This is a genomic window from Paenibacillus planticolens, assembly GCF_013141725.1.
In the GTDB taxonomy this organism is placed as follows: domain Bacteria; phylum Bacillota; class Bacilli; order Paenibacillales; family NBRC-103111; genus Paenibacillus_E; species Paenibacillus_E planticolens.
Genome location: NZ_WHNZ01000017.1, coordinates 18328 through 35683, shown reverse-complemented (window position 1 = coordinate 35683; position 17356 = coordinate 18328). Strand labels below are relative to the sequence as shown.

15 protein-coding genes are annotated in these 17356 nt (G+C 48.1%); 6 read left to right on the top strand and 9 right to left on the bottom strand.

The genetic code is table 11. The features are described from left to right. The first annotated feature begins 15 nt into the window (after nucleotides 1-15). On the top strand, nucleotides 16-537 hold the full coding sequence (locus GC097_RS08845) for a DUF6886 family protein (protein WP_171682975.1): 522 nt from the start codon (nucleotides 16-18) through the stop codon (nucleotides 535-537). A 1-nt stretch (nucleotide 538) separates the two neighbouring features. Here the strand turns inward: GC097_RS08845 and GC097_RS08840 are convergent, their stop codons facing one another. The 5 genes from GC097_RS08840 to GC097_RS08820 all read right to left on the bottom strand — a co-directional run bounded on the left by GC097_RS08840 (nucleotide 539) and on the right by GC097_RS08820 (nucleotide 6848). Beyond that, on the bottom strand, nucleotides 539-2236 hold the full coding sequence (locus tag GC097_RS08840) for a S41 family peptidase (RefSeq protein ID WP_171682974.1): 1698 nt from the start codon (nucleotides 2234-2236) through the stop codon (nucleotides 539-541). 144 nt (nucleotides 2237-2380) lie between these two features. After that, a complete protein-coding gene (locus tag GC097_RS08835) occupies nucleotides 2381-3742 on the bottom strand; it encodes a HAMP domain-containing sensor histidine kinase (RefSeq protein WP_171682973.1) in 1362 nt (453 codons plus the stop codon). Then, entirely contained in the window at nucleotides 3739-4419 is a 681-nt protein-coding gene (locus tag GC097_RS08830; protein WP_171682972.1) for a response regulator transcription factor, read from the bottom strand. Before GC097_RS08830 ends, GC097_RS08835 begins: the two co-directional genes overlap by 4 nt. A gap of 46 nt (nucleotides 4420-4465) precedes the next feature. Then, entirely contained in the window at nucleotides 4466-5419 is a 954-nt protein-coding gene (corA, locus tag GC097_RS08825) for a magnesium/cobalt transporter CorA (RefSeq protein ID WP_171682971.1), read from the bottom strand. A 127-nt stretch (nucleotides 5420-5546) separates the two neighbouring features. After that, the gene (locus GC097_RS08820; RefSeq protein WP_246294110.1) at nucleotides 5547-6848 is read right to left on the bottom strand and encodes an erythromycin esterase family protein; all 1302 of its coding nucleotides are present in this window, start codon (nucleotides 6846-6848) and stop codon (nucleotides 5547-5549) included. Between the two features lie 305 nt (nucleotides 6849-7153). On the opposite strand from GC097_RS08820, the gene GC097_RS08815 reads away from it, so the two are divergent. Then, entirely contained in the window at nucleotides 7154-7933 is a 780-nt protein-coding gene (locus GC097_RS08815) for an APH(3') family aminoglycoside O-phosphotransferase (RefSeq protein WP_171682970.1), read from the top strand. A 294-nt stretch (nucleotides 7934-8227) separates the two neighbouring features. On the opposite strand, the gene GC097_RS08810 is transcribed toward GC097_RS08815, so the two are convergent. Next, the gene (locus GC097_RS08810) at nucleotides 8228-9934 is read right to left on the bottom strand and encodes a glycoside hydrolase family 2 protein (RefSeq protein WP_171682969.1); all 1707 of its coding nucleotides are present in this window, start codon (nucleotides 9932-9934) and stop codon (nucleotides 8228-8230) included. Between the two features lie 113 nt (nucleotides 9935-10047). Between GC097_RS08810 and GC097_RS08805 the strand changes: the two genes are divergently transcribed. The 3 genes from GC097_RS08805 to GC097_RS08795 all read left to right on the top strand — a co-directional run bounded on the left by GC097_RS08805 (nucleotide 10048) and on the right by GC097_RS08795 (nucleotide 11998). Continuing rightward, nucleotides 10048-10866: a helix-turn-helix domain-containing protein gene (locus GC097_RS08805; RefSeq protein ID WP_171682968.1), complete on the top strand. Its 819-nt coding sequence runs from the start codon at nucleotides 10048-10050 to the stop codon at nucleotides 10864-10866. A gap of 78 nt (nucleotides 10867-10944) precedes the next feature. Beyond that, the gene (locus GC097_RS08800; RefSeq protein WP_171682967.1) at nucleotides 10945-11439 is read left to right on the top strand and encodes a CYTH domain-containing protein; all 495 of its coding nucleotides are present in this window, start codon (nucleotides 10945-10947) and stop codon (nucleotides 11437-11439) included. 55 nt (nucleotides 11440-11494) lie between these two features. Then, nucleotides 11495-11998 (top strand): GNAT family N-acetyltransferase, encoded by a 504-nt coding sequence (locus GC097_RS08795; protein ID WP_246294081.1) that lies wholly within the window; start codon nucleotides 11495-11497, stop codon nucleotides 11996-11998. On the opposite strand, the gene GC097_RS08790 is transcribed toward GC097_RS08795, so the two are convergent. Further along, the gene (locus tag GC097_RS08790) at nucleotides 11990-13039 is read right to left on the bottom strand and encodes a ParB/RepB/Spo0J family partition protein (protein ID WP_171682965.1); all 1050 of its coding nucleotides are present in this window, start codon (nucleotides 13037-13039) and stop codon (nucleotides 11990-11992) included. The genes GC097_RS08795 and GC097_RS08790 overlap by 9 nt on opposite strands. Nucleotides 13040-13109: 70 nt before the next feature. Then, nucleotides 13110-13994, bottom strand: a complete 885-nt coding sequence (locus tag GC097_RS08785) for a helix-turn-helix domain-containing protein (RefSeq protein WP_171682964.1) — start codon at nucleotides 13992-13994, stop codon at nucleotides 13110-13112. A 189-nt stretch (nucleotides 13995-14183) separates the two neighbouring features. Between GC097_RS08785 and GC097_RS08780 the strand changes: the two genes are divergently transcribed. Next, entirely contained in the window at nucleotides 14184-16487 is a 2304-nt protein-coding gene (locus GC097_RS08780; RefSeq protein WP_171682963.1) for a bifunctional diguanylate cyclase/phosphodiesterase, read from the top strand. A gap of 52 nt (nucleotides 16488-16539) precedes the next feature. Here GC097_RS08780 and GC097_RS08775 read toward each other — a convergent pair whose 3' ends face one another. Next, entirely contained in the window at nucleotides 16540-17346 is an 807-nt protein-coding gene (locus GC097_RS08775) for a histidinol-phosphatase (RefSeq protein ID WP_171682962.1), read from the bottom strand. Between the last annotated feature and the right edge of the window lie 10 nt (nucleotides 17347-17356).

The following is a 17356-nucleotide window of genomic DNA, read 5'->3' as shown; positions in this document are numbered from 1 at the left end:
AGAAGGAGCAACTTCATGAACTTATTTCATTTTAGCGAGGAAAGCGGAATCGAAGTATTTGTTCCTAGAGTGAAGGAGAACCGAAGGGATATGCCGCCGGTCGTCTGGGCGATTGATGATGCGCACGCGTTTACTTTTTATTTTCCGAGAGATTGTCCGCGAGTTGTGTATACGAAAACGAATGATATTTCGGATGAGGATCATGAAAAGTTTTTTGGCCTAACCTCTTCAGATATTGTTATAACGGTTGAAACAGACTGGTACGAACGAATAAAGCATACAACACTTTACCGTTATAAAATGCCGAGCGATACTTTTCAATTGTTTGATGCATACGCCGGCTACTACATTTCCCCTCAAACCATCATTCCAGAAGAAGTTGAACCGCTTACGAATTTACTCGATCTTCTTATGCTGCTTAACATTGAAGTAAGATTCACCCCGAACCTGCATCCATTGAAAAATGCCATTTTAAATTCTACGATTACTGATTTTGGTATGCACCGGTTTGCGAACGCAAAGGGATTCAACGGATAGTTTACTTCATGTTATCCAAAGCTTGAATCGCATAGTTCAGCTCGACATCTTGCCCGCGAATATATTTATCCTCGAACGTTTGTTCGTTCAAGGGAATTTTAATGTCGGGAATTACTCCGCCTTGCCCCTTGTCGTCACTATCTCCTTGAATCCTTTTATCTTGATTCAACGACCTGCCATCCGGCAATTGCAGGACGTAACCTTCCGGCATTTCAACTTGAATAGGGCTTGATACAACGCCAAATGATCCATTTGTAGACGTAAATCCAACAATTCGGACATTGGGCAAGCCCTTCGCCACAATCGGCAAGCCTTCTCCGGAACTTCCCGTTCGCTGATTGATCAAAATAGCTAACTTACCGCCATAATAAGGCTCTACGGGTTTAATTATGCGAGTTTCATTGGCATTGATTTCGAATTTTCCAGTCATCCGATTGTAATAGCTTACATATTCATAAAACTTCGGCTTATTAACCAAATAGCCTGCCATCGCAGTAACCAGGTCATCGCTTCCCCCGGGATTGTCACGAACATCAATAATCAAGCCTTTTATCTGCTTTGCCTGAAACTCTTTCAGTTTATCTCCCAACACTTTATCCGGATTAGACATGGTCGTGCCTGGCAGAAAATATCTGATCTTTACATACCCATATCCGTTGCTTAGAACTTCGCCTTCCACGGGCGCATCCGTTTTATTTAATTTTACTTTCGTTTTCTTTAGCGTCTCGTAACTGTCGTCATACGCCTTTAATATTGCTTTTGTTATTTCATTCTCAACTTTATTTTTAAAAGTAACCTGAATCTCTTTGCCAATTGGGGCTCTCACCATGAATCGTCCTTGATTCTGAAGCTGGTCCCCTTCCGTAGCCATCGGGTTTTCGCTCCAGTAGGTGGCACGATAAGCCTCACTCGCCTCTTTTCCATCCCAAGAAATGATCTCCGCGCCAAGCTGGATGCCGCTTTGTTCAGCAGGACTGCCCGCTAAAAGCAAATTGACCAATACTTTGCCTTGATCTAATTGAATCGTACTCAGACCAACACCGCCGCCGACTTCTTGTTTGAAAACCTGATTGTCATCATACAATGTCTCATTCATGATTTTGACATGCCCGTCTCGAAGAGAATAAAGATACGATCTCAACGTTTTATAATATAAATCTTTGTTCTTTTCTTGCTCTGCTTGTTGAAATAGGGGTTCATATTTATTTTTCATTGCCGTCCAGTCTACCTTTTTCCAATCCCCGAATGGATACTCTCGGGATAGCCGCTCGTTCAATTGTACAAAGGCTTGGGAATAGCTCAGTGTACTAAAATGGCTCACCGGATTGAAACGCGACTCACCCGCCAGCATCAAGGATAGGGCAAGAGGGAGAATACCCAATAAACATAGGACGATTCTTACAATTCTGTATTTGGGCATGGGGATGCGACGAACGGGTTTAACTACTTTTTTGACCGTACATAAGAAAAGTATCGCGGTGATTGCGTAGAGCAATAACGCCAGGATGGTCGTGTCACCATTGAGCACACTTGCAAGCGCGATAAGAAGGCCTGCGCTAGGCAAAAAATCAAGCCATCTGACATATTTTTGAATAGGTACTGCATACCACACTAAAAGAATTAAATTGATAGCAAATAACAGCAGGTCATACACAGTGAACCACTTCAATGAACCCAATAGATCTCCCACAATGCTCATTCGTCATCTCCTTCATATGAGGCTTACGTTACTCATAAAGCTTAGAAAAAAAATGTGAACGGAGCGTGAACGCGACAGGTTATTTATGGAAATATTTATCAAATCATATCAAAAATACCGGCACCATGAGGTGCCGGCTGCGGTTTAAAGCGTAATTGGCGGAGAGCTCGGAATATGTATGGTGAACTTCGTACCTTGCCCGACCTCGCTTTCTACTTCAATGTTGCCATGATGGTGCAAGACAATTTGCTTCACAATAGCGAGACCGAGACCGCTGCCTATACTGTTGCGCGATCGATCCGTTTTGTAAAAACGCACGAAAATATGGTTCAATTCCTCAGGCGTAATCCCAATCCCTGAATCTTTAATGATAACGGTATACGAATGGGTATTAGCGATGAGCTCGATGCGAATCGTTCCATTGTCGGGCGTGAATTTAATGCTGTTGCCTAGCAGATTAATCCATACTTGATTGAGCTGATCGGGATCAGCCGTGATTTTCGCGGCAATCGGCAGCCTTAGGTCGACCCGAATATGTTTGGCTGACCACAGCGGCTCGCACGAAACAACGACCTGTCGGATTTGTTCATCGAGGTTGAACGTTTTTGCCACAAAAGGATGATGTTTCGATTCCAGAGAAGCAAGCTTGAGTAAATTATCGCTGAGCCGGGACAGCCTGTCGCTTTCCTTCAAAATGATATCCAAATACCGTCCCCGATTCTCCGGTGTTACCAGATGGTCGAGCTTGAGCGCTTTCGCAAAACCCGAAATGGACGTTAACGGCGATTGAATCTCGTGGGAGACATTCGAAACAAAATCCTGACGCATCATCTCCAACTGCTTAAGCTCCCGGGCCGTCTCATTGAAGCTTCGGGCAAGAATCCCTAATTCGTCTTTTCGCTTCATCTTCAACTCCACATTGAAATCGCCTTTAGCGAGTCGTTTGGTTGCTCTCGTCAATAATTTAAGCGGCCTTACCAAAAATCGGGCGGCAATAACGATACACATGCTTCCTATCACGAGCACAAGAAGCAAAATTGTAATCAAGAACCGGTTTAGGGCCTTCTCATTTTTGGAGGACGACAGCAGGAAGAGGGCATGGTCCTGACCCCCAATTGCAAAAGGAAGCCCGACGTAGATCGCCCCTTGTGCTTTAACCTTCGAGCGGTACTGCCCGCCATTCAGCACATGTTGAATAGTCTCCCGATCAATCCCAACAGCCTGCCCTTTGTCGGACCCAAATAATTTCATTTCGCCTGAGGCCGAAAAAACTTGCACCGGGTACACCGTCAACTCGGATGCTTTCTCCATGAACGCTTCCAGATCCTGAGGCTGAGTTTGTTGATACAGCTTTACGAGGTTATCGCCTACCTTGATCATATCGTTTTGTCCCAGTTCATTTAACTCTTTTTGAAAGATGGCGACTCCGATAATGAAGGAGGAGATTAAGCCGATGACGATCGCAGCCAAAAAGGTGAGCACAACACGGACATATAAGCTCTTCATCCTGCATTCACCACAAGCCTGTATCCAAGGCCGCGAGTCGTTTCAATGTGAAAATGCTTCATATCGCCGGCAAACCTCTGCCGCAGCCTTCTGATGTGCACATCCACGGTTCTGTCGTCGCCTTCGTAATCCATCCCCCAAATTTGGGTGATCAGTTGCTCCCGGGTGAAAATTTGGCCTGGATGGCTGGCCAGCTTGAACAGCAGCTCGAACTCTTTTAAAGGCAGCGATTGCTCTTCATTCCCGCGAACAACCTTGTAGGTTCCAAGATTCAACAGAATCTCACCTAGTTGTATCACCTTGGAGGAGGATATTCGGGATCGTTTCAATAGTGCTTTGACCCGCATCACAAGCTCCACCGGATCGAACGGCTTTGCAAGATAATCGTCTGTCCCCAATTGAAAACCTTTCACTTTATGCCCCGACTCTCCCTTGGCGGTCACCATGAGAAGAAGGATATGCGGATCTCGCTTTCGGATTTCTTTGCATAAATCCCAGCCGTCCATCAGCGGCATCATAATATCAAGAATGACAAGCTCAACGACCGTATCCGCCAGCACCGAAAGTGCTTCCTCGCCGTTTACCGCTTCGATGATGTCAAATCCTTCATTTTGCAAAAAAAAGCTCATAAGCTCGCGGATGTGCGCGTCGTCATCCACAATAAGTATTTTGGTCATTTGAATACGAACTCCTTTTGGAATATACACCAGAGAATGAGACGGGCTATTTAAACCAGCCTTTTTTCCAGAACCAGGCGAACATGCCGATACCGATGCCGAACATGATGATGAGAATGGCGAAATATCCCCAGTGCCACTGAAGCTCGGGCATATAAGCAAAATTCATGCCGTATAATCCGGCAATGAACGTCAAGGGCATGAAAATCGTCGTAATAACCGTCAACGTCTTCATAATCGAGTTCATGCGATTGGAATTCAAGGAGATATAGCTGTCGCGCATATCGGCCGTCATGTCCCTGTTGGACTCAATCATCTCGGACAGCTTAAGCAAATGATCGTGAATATCCGTGAAAAATACGATATGCTCGCGAAATTGTTCAATCCGTTCGGTATTGATGACCCTGTACAGCAGGTCGCGCATGGGCACGATGGTACGGCGTATTTTTAACAATTTGGAGCGAATTTCAAAAATATCATTCATGAGCACCTCAATGGACTCGGAATGCACGTTGTTTTCGATTTCGTTCAGTTGATCCTCTAATTGGTAGACGACGGGAAAATATTGATCTACCAAATTGTCCAGAACTAAATAAGCGGCATAAACGTGGCCTTCGCTTCGCAAATTTTCTTGCTCGGACAGACGGCACCAGGCATCCTCGATTTCCCTGGATGCGTGCAAATGAAAAGTAACGATGAAGTTTCTCCCCAGAAACATATCCACCTCTTCGGCATCCAGCGTCTTAGCGTTCATCGCATGCATGACAAAGAAATGGACATTTTCGTCGTAATGGTCCATTTTTGGTCGTTGCAGCAGGTAGAAGCAGTCCTCGATGGCCAGCGGATGGAAACGGAAATGGTCTTTTAACAGCAGCGCTTCCTCTTCGCTGGGATGATGGAAGTCAACCCAATACCACTTGATATTGGCGTCATTCAGCTGTTGAAGGGGGATATCGTGAAGCACGGTAAAATCGGTTGTAATCGCTAGTGAACGAATCATAAAAAAACTCCTAAGTGAGGGGTGTTATTAGCTTCTTATTCTACCATATATTGTCGAGAGTTGAGAATTTCCTGGGCAATAATGAGGCGAATTCTGCAGGAAGATGCGAAAAAGTGCTTGTGTGAGCTCACACAAGCACTTTTTCTATCGTTAAGGGACGAAGCGCGTGGCTTTCGTCCACATGCACGAAGGCATCGTACCGCCGGGCCATCACCGAGGGAACGTAGTTCCCGCGCTCATACGCCGGGCGGTACACGACCCCGATGGCACGGTGCCCCAGCACCTCGTGCCCAAGTACTGGATCCTCCTTGCGCAGCAGGAGGATTTGATCGTGCGCGCCGGCGCGGTGCATGAGCTCCTCCCAGCTGCCCGGTTGGGCAGCCGGCACTTGCATCGTCGCCTCCGGCGCGCCCCAGGCTTTCGCGGCAATGACCGTGCCGCGGTAAGTGCCGAAGCCGATGGCGAACACATCGGCTTCGCCGTGCGCTTCGCGCACGAGCTGGCCGACGTTGACCATGCCGTCGTCCAGCATATCCGTTGCACGCGCATCGCCGATGTGCGTGTTGTGTTCCCAGACGATGACCTTGGCGTCTGGGCCGTAGTACTGTACGAGACGTCGCAGCGCCTCGGTCATGTGGCGGTCGCGGACGTTCCACGATTCCGCGTCGTGGCGGACCATGGTGCGGTAGTAGTCCTCCGCGTTCACGGCAACAAGCGCGTTGAGTTCCGCGCTGAGGGCCGCTTCGCTGTCTTCGCCGTACCGCACTCGCTTCGCGTGAAGCTCCTTCAGCAGCTTCACGACCTCGTCTTTGCAGCTTTCGCCGTAGAACGCCGCGGACACACCATAGTTTTGACCCTCCTTGTCGTAGGAGTCAAAACATTCAAAAGCTGAGCGCGCCAAAGCGAGCTGCTCAGGCGTGCCTTTTTCCTGCAAATAGCGTTCGATTTCTTCTAACGACTCCCATAGGCTGTAGACGTCCAGTCCGTAGAAACCGACGCGTTGTTCTAAGGGTTTTTCCGCATTGTGTTCCTTGAGCCAATCGACAAGCTCTCCAACCTCTTCGTTTGCCCACATCCATGTCGGCCAGCGGTTAAAGCCTTGCAGCACGTCAAGTGTGTTTGGTTTTGCATCTTTGTACTGCTTCACATAGCGGTTGACCTCATAGCAGGAGGGCCAGTCGCCTTCGACGGCAATAAACGAAAAGCCTTTCGTTTGTATAAGCTTGCGTGTTAATTCCGCGCGCAGCTTATAAAACTCGGATGTGCCGTGCGTTGCCTCACCGAGCAGGACATATTTTTTATCTCCGATGGCCTCGATCAACGTATCCAGATCTTGCGGGGTGTTTAAAGGTAAGGCCTGCTGCTTGATTTGTTCCACAATGGCTTCTTGGATGCTCCCGTTCCCGCTTTCGTTCATGGCTCTGTTCATGTTCACCAGACATGCTCCTGTCCTAAAGATTTACATCTGTAGTATGTACAAAACCGACGGCAAAAAAGCGATTCGTCATGAATCGCTTTTTTTGTAACACAATTGGAATATTTCTGTTACAGTCCTCTAATATGGATGGGCTATTATAATAAACAAGACCCCCTTTTTTAATATAAACTTTGGACCTGGCCCCGTAGGCGAGGTCCCTTTTTTTGCCTGTTGGCGTGATGCTTTGCCTGAGAAGCAGGTTTTCCTATGGCTGCAGCCGAAAATAGAGGAAACAATTCAAAAGGGAGGACACCAGCATGCAAGAAATAGCGCTGCCTGCGGACTTATCACAATTAACAAACGGATACACATGGCAAAGAATTACCCTCGGTCTATCTCAATCTCGAACGTACTTACTGACAGGCGCTTCATCGAATCTTTACCTAAAAATCCAATCCCTTACCGAGGTTGAAAGTCTTCTGAGCGAGAAAGAACGGCTGGTATGGTTGCGAGGCAAATTGCCTGTTCCAGAGGTCGTTTATTTTGGACAAGACGATGTCAATGAATACATGCTGATTACCGAAATTGAAGGCGTCAATGCCTCAGACAAGTCATATGAATGGATGCTGCCGCAATTAATGCAGCAATTAGCATACGGTCTTAGAGCCATTCATCAAATACCGGTTGACGGATGCCCTTTTGATCAAAGGCTGGACGCTAAAATAGCGGAAGCCCAAAGCCGAGTGGACAATAAGCTTGTGGATGAAGATGATTTTGACCAGCTAAGACAAGGGATAAAGGCAGAAGACTTAGTGGGCGATCTCCTGCGCCATAGGCCACAAACCGAAGACTTGGTCTTTACGCATGGCGATTACTGCTTACCCAATATCATCCTTCGTGACGGTAAGGTTCATGGCTTTATCGATTGGGGCAGGGCTGGTGTTGCGGACCGGTATCAGGATTTAGCATTGGCGATCAGAAGTATTGAATATAACTTTGGCAATGAGCATGTGCAAACGTTCATCCATGCATATGGTTTAACTGAGTTAGATGAGGCCAAAGTCCACTACTACCAGCTCATGGATGAATTCTTTTAATACTGTTAGGCCATAAAAGTTTTAGTGAAGCAGCATGCGGTACAATTCTCCTGCGAGTGAGAGGAACTACAGTCCGCTATTTTCCCAGAAAACAGCCATATCCCAGTTCAGAGGGAACTATGATCCTCTATTTCACCGAATTTGGCTAAAATATAGCCATTCAGGGTAAATAAGACCCTGTAGTTCCACTCACACGGGGAAAGATCTGGTTTTGCTCGAATAGCGCCCTGTAGTTCCCCGAAGCTCCTATTATCTCAAAAGGGACCCGGCCGCAAAGGCCAGGTCCCTCATTAATTACCGCTCAGAACGATAAATCTCCTTCACCAACCGGTAAGCCAACTTAGGCTTGCGGTACTCATTCAGCAGCCCCTTATTGTTAAAGCTCCGCGCGCGGTCGCGGAAGTAAGGGCGGTCGCTGCGCACATCGACGCGGATGTCGGCGAAGTGCCAGATGAGCGTACCTACGATACGCGGGTCCTCGCGGAAAATGGTCAGCGCCTGCCGCACAACGTCAGCCTGATAATCTTCGCTGAATAAGCGCGGCTCCCAGCCTGCGTCTCCGAAGATCCCGGCCGCACCGAACTCGCTCATGATGAGCGGCTTGCCGCCGGCTCCTTGAGCTTCGGCATTGCGATAATAATTGTGCAGCATATCGCGGAATCCGTTTACGTTCCCTTCGTACCAACCATAATATTTATTGATGCCGATGACATCGAAATAGGACAGGACGATATCTTCCACCGGGTGCATGGTAGCGTAGGTGACTAGACGGCTCTCGTCCATGCTGCGGATTTTGCCCACAAACTTCTTCGTAAGCTCAAGCGCCTCTGTCGTGCGTGTATCGATTTCATTATGGGCTCCCCAGAAAATGATCGAAGGATGATGATAATCGCGGGTAATCATTTCATCCAGCATCCGCACGCCGCGCTCCGCAAAGAGAGGACTGGCCAGCGTTTCCGTGCTCATAAAACAGCCCCACATCGGAATCTCGCTCCACAGGAGCATGCCGTGTTCGTCAAGCAAATCAACCCAGAACTGACTTTGCGGATAATGGGAACCGCGTACGATATTGCAGCCCAAATCTTGCAAAATTGCGAGATCCTTCAACATAAGCTTAGGTGGAAATGCAAAACCCCACTCCGGATGCTCCTCGTGCCGGTTAACCCCTTGCAGATAAAGTTTTTTCCCGTTTAAAAGGATTTGGCCATTATCGACTTTCACCGTACGGAAACCTGTACGATCGATAAGGTCGTCATCGTCTGTCCGCACTGTGAACGTGTAAAGTTCGGGAGCTCCGACATCCCATTTACGGACGTTGGAAAGACTTCCGAGCAGTGTCAGCGTCTCAGATTGGCCTGCGGCCAACTGCACCGTCGAAGCGGGGAAGGCCAGTCCTTCTGTAGAGGCGTTAACAGCAATCTCAGCGTCTTTGTCGCTCAAAGAATGTATCTGAACTTGTAAGCGGATATCCGCTTGATCGTCTGTAAGGTCATAGTCGATTTTTAAAGTATCGATGTAGACGTCAGGCAGTTCCTGAAGTTCCACGGAACGGATGATGCCGCCGTAAGAGTACCAATCGGCCACATCGGTCGGCAGTGTCTGCCAGTCCAGCGTGCTGTCTACACGAATAATTAGTTCGTGCCGTCCTTGCGCCAGATGCGGAAGCAGGGTGGAGAACTGCGTATAACCGCCAAAGTGGTATCCGAGATGCTGACCGTCTACATACACATCGGCATGATGAAGGATGCCCTCAAAGATCAAGCGAACATTCGTATCTTGTGTCGTATCAAAATAAGTGCGGTACCACGCTGCCCCAATGTACTCGAATAAACCCAATTCATTATTCCAGCAGGAAGGAACAACGAGTTTTCGGGAATCGGAAGGAAAGTGCTTGTACCATTCCTCCGTCGTGCCTGCATTGCCGGGATCTGTGACAAAGTCCCATAAACCATCGAGCAAACGGGTCTTGCGAAGGATGTGCTGGTTGAAAGAACGTATCATGAGAAAAAGCCCCTTTCATGTCTGTTTCGTAAAGCGTATCATGGAGGAATGGGTATGATCTATGGATAAAGTCTTTTATCATTTGTCAAAATCGCTTTACAGGTGGTGGCAATATGGAAACCAAAGCGCACAGAATTTATCATCTCCGCCTTACCTATGAGAAGCTTCCAGTGCCTGGTTGGATGGATATTCGGAATACGATGGATGTTCATTCGCTGTACTGGATAATGAGCGGGGAGGGCGAGTTTGCCCATTCCTCTGAGGAGGAGCCAATTCAGGTGAAGCCGGGAACGCTTCTCTACCTGAAGCCCGGCTTTTCGCTGACGATGTCATCCTCGGTGGACCAACCGCTGTACATTCGGATGCTTTTGTTTGACGCTTTCGATGTACCTTATACGCATACAACCTGGCAAAAGCCTGTGTACGTGGACACGCTTCACTTGCCTTTCATCAAACTGTATTCCCCGGAACAAGCGGTTTGGATTCATGAGCAATTTAAGCAAATGTGGTCGATCAACAGTACAGATCCGCATGAAAGGCAGGCGGAGTTTCAATACGTGCTTTCGAAACTGCTTCATTATATGAGAGATACGCAGGCATCGGCGGACCCGTATATGAAAGCTTTTCAGCAAGCGAAATTTTGGATGGAAACCTGCTATAACCGGCCTCTAAGGATGGAGGAATTGGCGCGGAATTTCCATATTTCAGTCTCCCAATTACGCAAAATGTTCATGCAGCAGACCGGCATTTCACCCAAGGAATATTTGAACCGAATCCGCAACGAGAAAGCCAAAACCCTTCTGCTGCTGACGGAGGAGCCGATGAAAGCGATCGCGGTCGCTTGCGGTTTTGCCGACGAATTTCATTTTGGCAAAATGTTTCGGGCTTGGAATGACGTATCCCCGGCCCGGTTCAGAGCTTTGTATAAATAGCTCCTATCAGGTTGTTCCAACATTTTTATGGTAAAATAGTTTTTAAAAAAAGATTGGTTAGGGAGAGGGGCTTTACCTATGAGTGCCGAGATAGAAAGAAAGTTTTTATTGCCTGAGTTTCCTGCAGCAGAATTAGAAAAGGAAGAAATGAAGTTGGTTTCCAAGCAGTATATTTATCAAACATATTTAGCTTTTTCGGAGGATCAGGAAATTCGAGTGCGTCAACTGGTTGACAGCTCCGGCGAGTCGCATTTTACACATACGTTTAAATCCGGCCATGGCATGGTTCGAGAAGAAATTGAGTACAGCATCTCTGAATCGGTCTACAAGCAGCTGTTGGAGCGCACGGGATTGATTCCGTTGGAGAAGATTCGCACGACAGTGGAAGTTCAGGGGATTTGTTTCGAAATCGATGAATATAAGCAAGTGGATTTGGCCGTGGTTGAAGTTGAATTTCCAAGCTTAGAAGCGGCTGAGCGCTTTGAAGTGCCTGCCTGGTTCGGGCGGGAGCTGGGTTCACAGGAAGAATTCCGGAACAAGTCTATGTGGATTGCCCTGCAAAGAGATCAATAGGTCCCTTTTGCCAAGGCACATGGAAGATGGTACATATCAAGGAGGTTCATACATCTTGGAAATAATACGGCTGTGGGAACAAGACGTACCGCAGGTACAAGAGCTACTGACGGATGTGGTTTCGCGCCTGCCTTCGGATGCTCTGTATTCGACGACTGGTTTTGATGCCCTGTACGAATATGTTGAGCAAAAAGGCGAAATGTACGGCGTTTATCAAGGGGACGCGCTCGTTGCTTATACCGTGATCGCATTCCCGGGGCTAAGCGCCGGCAATCTCGGACGGGAGTTTGGCGTGCCGGAGGCGGAACTGTCCAGAGTCGCTTCGCTGGAAGGGACGATTGTCCACGAATCGGTGAGGGGACGAGGGCTGCAGCGGCATTTCAATGCCTGGAGAGAACAGCGCGCACGGGAAAAGGACATGCTGTACCTTTATGCCACTGTTCATCCGGACAATGCGGTCAGCCGGCAAAACTTAGAGGCGGCCGGGCTCACGCTTCAATTCTCCCGCCCGATGTACGGCGGTCTTCCAAGGCATTGTTATGCGAAGAAGCTATTTTGAAAGAGTCAGTTCTCTAACCTTTTTCCATTCCTCCAACTGTTGTTCCAAATGTTCGACTAACGTGTTGACATCGTCCAGGAACTTGTCTTTTTCGGAGACGTCGAGCTTAGCGGCCTCATTCTGCAGATCACTCTCGCTCGGAGCTTGTACGGCCGTAAGCAGATGCTGCAGCTTAACTTGAATGGGGGCTGCGGCGATTGCGGTTGCCGCAGTCGCTGCCATCTGAGGCTGGCTGACCGGCTCCGCCACTGGTGCTTCGCTTGCTGCAGCTGCTTTCTGCGATTTCTGCGCTTTAGCGGAAGCTTTTGCAGCTGCAGGCTTGGCCCGCTCTGCGCGGTTGTTTTGAAAGACCGACCATGTTTCCACCAGCTCGTGGCCTGATTTGTACAACAGCTTCCCTTTCGTGCTTTCTGAAATATCTTTATCCTTGAACATTTTTGCGATTTTTTTCACGTCGCTTACCGGCATTTCATCTCTCGCAACAATCAAGGCCAGCGGATCGCGGTGCTCGAGCGGTAAGTCCTTGAGAGGCAGGAGCTGATCTTCCGTCAATTTGTCCTTGCGGATTTCCGTGCCGCTTACGATCAACTTTTTGACGGCGTTGCCGAATTTCAATAAATCGCATTTATTTTTGATATAGGATTCAGGCTTCCCCAGCTTGCCGGAGAGGTATTTAATGGAGGAACTGAATCTGGCATCGTTCATCAGCTTATGGAAAGCCTCGGCTTCCTCAATCGGGGAAAAGCCTTCCCGCGTCAAATTCTCCGCAATTTGCTCCAGATAAATTTCCATCTCATCCGTGACCGTGGACACAATACAGGACATGGTTTGTTTTCCGAGCATTTTACTCGCTTTATATCTGCGGTTCCCATAGATGATTTTGTACCGGTTGTTGCCCGTCGTTCTTACTTTAATCGGCGAGAGCAAGCCGATCTCCTCAATGCTTTTCATGAGCTCTTGCAGCGCTTCCTCATCGAACTGATATCTGGGCTGATCTGTGTCTTCATCGATGAAAGCGATAGGAATTTCAATAATGTCCATAACTTGTCTCCAATCCTTCGGATTTCCTTGGCTTATTATATAACAAGGTTTAATTTGTGGAAATAACTCCCTATAACGCAACATTACGCTGCTTAAACTCAGTTGGGGTTAGGCCGGTAACGGCTTTAAAATTCCGGCAAAAATAATGAATGCTCGAATACCCCAGTTTCGTCGCCACGGCTTCAATGGAGGGTTCGTGCAGCAAAAGCAGCTGCGCTTGTTTCACTCTTTCCATCACCAAGTAGTGCTTCGGGGCATACCCGGTCGCTTCGCGGAACAATTCTGCGAAATAGGTGGGGTGGTAGCCGCTTATGGCAGCGAGCTCAGGTGTTGACCAATGGCGGGACGTATCCTGCTGAATCGCCTCTATCGATGCCGCGATTTTGCTATGCCCGTTAGCAGCGCGAAAACGTTTATCGATTTGATAGCGCAATAAAGTGGTAAGGATTTGGAGGAGATAGCCGCGGGCGATAGCGCCATAACCAGGATCTCGGTGTACGAATTCCTTGGCGATCCGCGCAAACAGGCTTTCCAGCTGTGTAACCTCATAGTAATGCCACATATCCACGTCGCCGTGTCCTTCCACATGAACGGTATAAGTTCTGGCAGGTCTGGCCAAGTGCTCTTTCGTATGTAAAATAATAGTCGGTTCCGGATGAATCGCTTCGCTCGAAGCTGAATCCCAGCTAAAATGAATGCTGCCTAAGGTAGAAGGGCCATCGGAAGAAATCGCTAAACGGTGCGGCGTATCGGTTCCGTAAAACAGACAGTTCCCCGGCAGTAAATTCAGGCTTTTACCTGCAAATTCAAAACTAGCAGAACCGGATACCAAAAGGATGAGCTGGCAGTCCGGAATCGTGCGGGGGCCCCAATATGTGCCGGCCGGAGCTTGAAAATAATTGCAGAAGTTGACGGTTGGACGCAAATTCCCGAGTGATCCGAGATGAGTCTTCATCGGACTTCCCCCCAAACAAGGCTGTGACTTGCTTCTATTGTTTCATATGATCTGTGAAAAGTGCAAGAGCCGGGAAGCTAGTTTTCTTTTCCGTAATAAAAAGATTGATCTAGTACTTCGTAGATGGAATAATAGAGAGGAACGTGTCGAAGTTTGGCGTTTAATGTTAATTGACGGGAGTAGAGACTCATGAAAACGATGCAATATACGATAATAGCTCTAGTTTTCGTTATACTGATCTCTTCATCCGAGTTTGTTCTCGGTAAGTACAAAAACTCCTTGTTGAATGAGCTAAGTATAACCGAACAATCTCAGTTATCCTCGAGGGCATTGGCCTTGCAATCGGTGATTGATCGTAATTTTAACGTCATGGTCAGTTTAGAAGCTTACGTAAGCTCTACTTATTTGGAAAACATACCAGATCAAGAGGTTTTGAATTACATAGCTTCGCTGTATCTTGGGGCAGAAGCATCTACGCTTAATTTAATTATCGCGCCCAAAGGGGTAATGAAATTCGTTTTTCCGCTTAAGGGGAATGAAACCATTCTAAACTGGGATTTATTGAAAGATCCCCGGCCCAATGTGCAGCAGCAAATTTCACGTGCCCTTCAAACCAAGAAAATGACCATAGATGGTCCGTTTACATTGCTGCAAGGGGTGAATGGATTAGTTGCCCGCAAACCTATCTATCAAAACGGGCAGTTTTGGGGATTTGTATCCGTTGGAGCCGACTCGGATAACTTGCTTACCGAAGCGGGCTTGGGAGAGGAAGAGGCAAGAAATGAAGGACTCGCCCTCCGTAACCCCGGACAGCCGGCCTTTTTTGGGGATGATGCGGTTTTCCAAGCGAAGAGCACCATGATAACCACGATTGAGCTTGCGGATCACAACTGGGAGCTGGGTGCGCTGCCTCATAGCAGTGCGTTGCACAGCATCAACAAGCAGATCCTCGTGGCGCGCTGCTCGTATATGACAGTTTTGCTGCTCGGTTTCTTTTTCATCCTCTACATGGTTAGACAGCGCAATGCGTTAAGCCGGGCTGTGAACGAGCGCACACAAGAATTGCAGCTCGCCAATGAAGATTTGACAGCGATGAATGAGGAGCTGATCGCCGGACAGCAGGAGCTGCAGGAGTCTACCAAAAGGCTGATAGAATCGGAGCATATGCTGTCCTATATGGCCTATCATGATGTACTGACAGGAATTCATAATCGGGCGCATTTTCAAATGATATTGAAGGAACAAATCGTCTATAACGAAATTAATCATACTTCGCTGGCTGTGCTGTTTTTTGACCTGGATAACTTTAAAATGGTGAATGATTCGCACGGTCACCACATGGGCGATCTCATGCTGAGCGAGGTTGTCCATCGGATTCAGCATTCCGAACTTCCTTATCATACGTTCGCCAGATTCGGCGGGGATGAGTTTGCGATCCTGCTCGAAGATTGCCCCGAAGAACAGGACATTCAGCGTTTTTGCGAAGGATTGATCGAGATTTTGAAGCCGCCGTGTATGATCGCGGGCCGTTCCTTTTTCATCAGCGCGAGCATTGGCATTGTGCAGTATCCGCATGGAGGTCTAACCTGGGAGTCGCTGCTTAAGAACGCAGATATCGCCATGTATATGGCCAAGAAAGAGAGCGGCAGCTCCTACAGCTTCTTTAATCAGCAAATGGCGATGAATTCCGTATCCAAGCTGGAAATGGGGAATCATCTCCGGCAGTCGATGGATCGAAATGAGCTCGAGATTGTGTATCAGCCGCAGGTTGATTGCCTGCTGGGGAAAGTTACGGGCGTTGAAGCGCTGCTGCGCTGGAAGCATACGACCAAGGGCTATATCTCCCCTTCGGAATTCATTCCGATTGCCGAGGAAATGGGCTTCATCGTCGCGATCGGCGAATGGGTGATGCGGGGGGCCTGCCAGCAGATGAAAGCTTGGCACAGCACCCTGGAAGAGCCGCTGACGATATCCGTCAATCTTTCCGTTAAGCAGCTGAACGATGAGCGCTTTGTCGATAAAGTGATTCAAATTCTCGAAGAGACGGGCCTTGAGGCGAAATATTTGGAAATTGAAATTACAGAAAATGTTGCGATGCAGGATGAGCAGTTGGAAGCTCTCGGCCGTCTGCGCGAGCTCGGTATTGCGATATCCGTCGACGATTTCGGCACTCATTATTCTTCATTAAGCTATTTAAAAAGGTTTCCGGTCACCAAAATCAAACTGGACCAGTCGTTTGTCCGCGGCGTACAAACCGATGACAAGGATCGGGCTATGATCAAAGCGATCATTTCCGTAGCCAAATCGTTTCAATTGCAAATCATTGCCGAAGGGGTCGAGACGGAAGAGCAGGCCGGCTTCCTGGTTGCTAACGGCTGCAGCCAAATCCAGGGCTATTATTTCTTTATGCCTATGACTGCGGGTCAGACGCATGACAAACTTCATGAGAGTCTTCAGCCGAAGCTCATGTTTATGGAGAATATTGGCAACTAAATCAAAGAGGCTGCCCTCGCGTAGAGTGATTTACGCAAGGGAGCCTCTTTTCTTATAGCGGAACAATTTGTTTTTGTTTGTTTTTGAAATACACCCAATGTTTGAAGCCGATCTCTTTGAGCGTTCTGCTCACTTCATCCCAATCATCCCCGACGCGGCTTGGGATATGCGCATCGGAGCCGAACGTTACCTCTACCCCATAGTGAAGCGCTTGCTCCAAGATCGCGTGCGAAGGATACCAGCCGCCGACATCTTTGGTTTTGCCTGACGTATTGATTTCAATGGCTACACCGGACTCGCCTATGACCTTCAAAGTCTCACCTACTGCCGGCGTCGCGATGTCGGAGAAAGCAGGGTAAAAGCCTTTCATCGCATCGATATGTCCAAGAATATGGAACATGCCGGAACGGGCGGAATCTGCGATAAGGCGGTAGTACTCTTCTTTATGCTCGATCTTTTCCTCTTCGTTCAGATGTTTCCATCGGTTGCGATTAAAAATGCTGACGCCGCCGGACAAATGCACCGAGCCGATGATGTAGTCGAATGGGTATTTGGCATACTCCTGGCGATAGATGTCGACGTGCTCGGGAAAATAGTCGGATTCGACGCCTAACAGCACATCGATTTTACCTTCGTATTCTTTTTTTAGCTGAAGCACTTCCTCAATATAGCGGGGAAATTCGCTTTTTGCCATAGCGATTAAAGGTTGGGCGTGATCTTCCGTGCTTCCGAAATATGGGGAATGGTCCGAAATTCCAATCGCTTTCAAACCGCCGGCAATGGCGGCCTCGATATAGTCGCGAATTTTGTCCTGCGCGTGCCCGCACCGGTCATGATGGGTATGTAGGTCGAATTTCATACAAGGATGC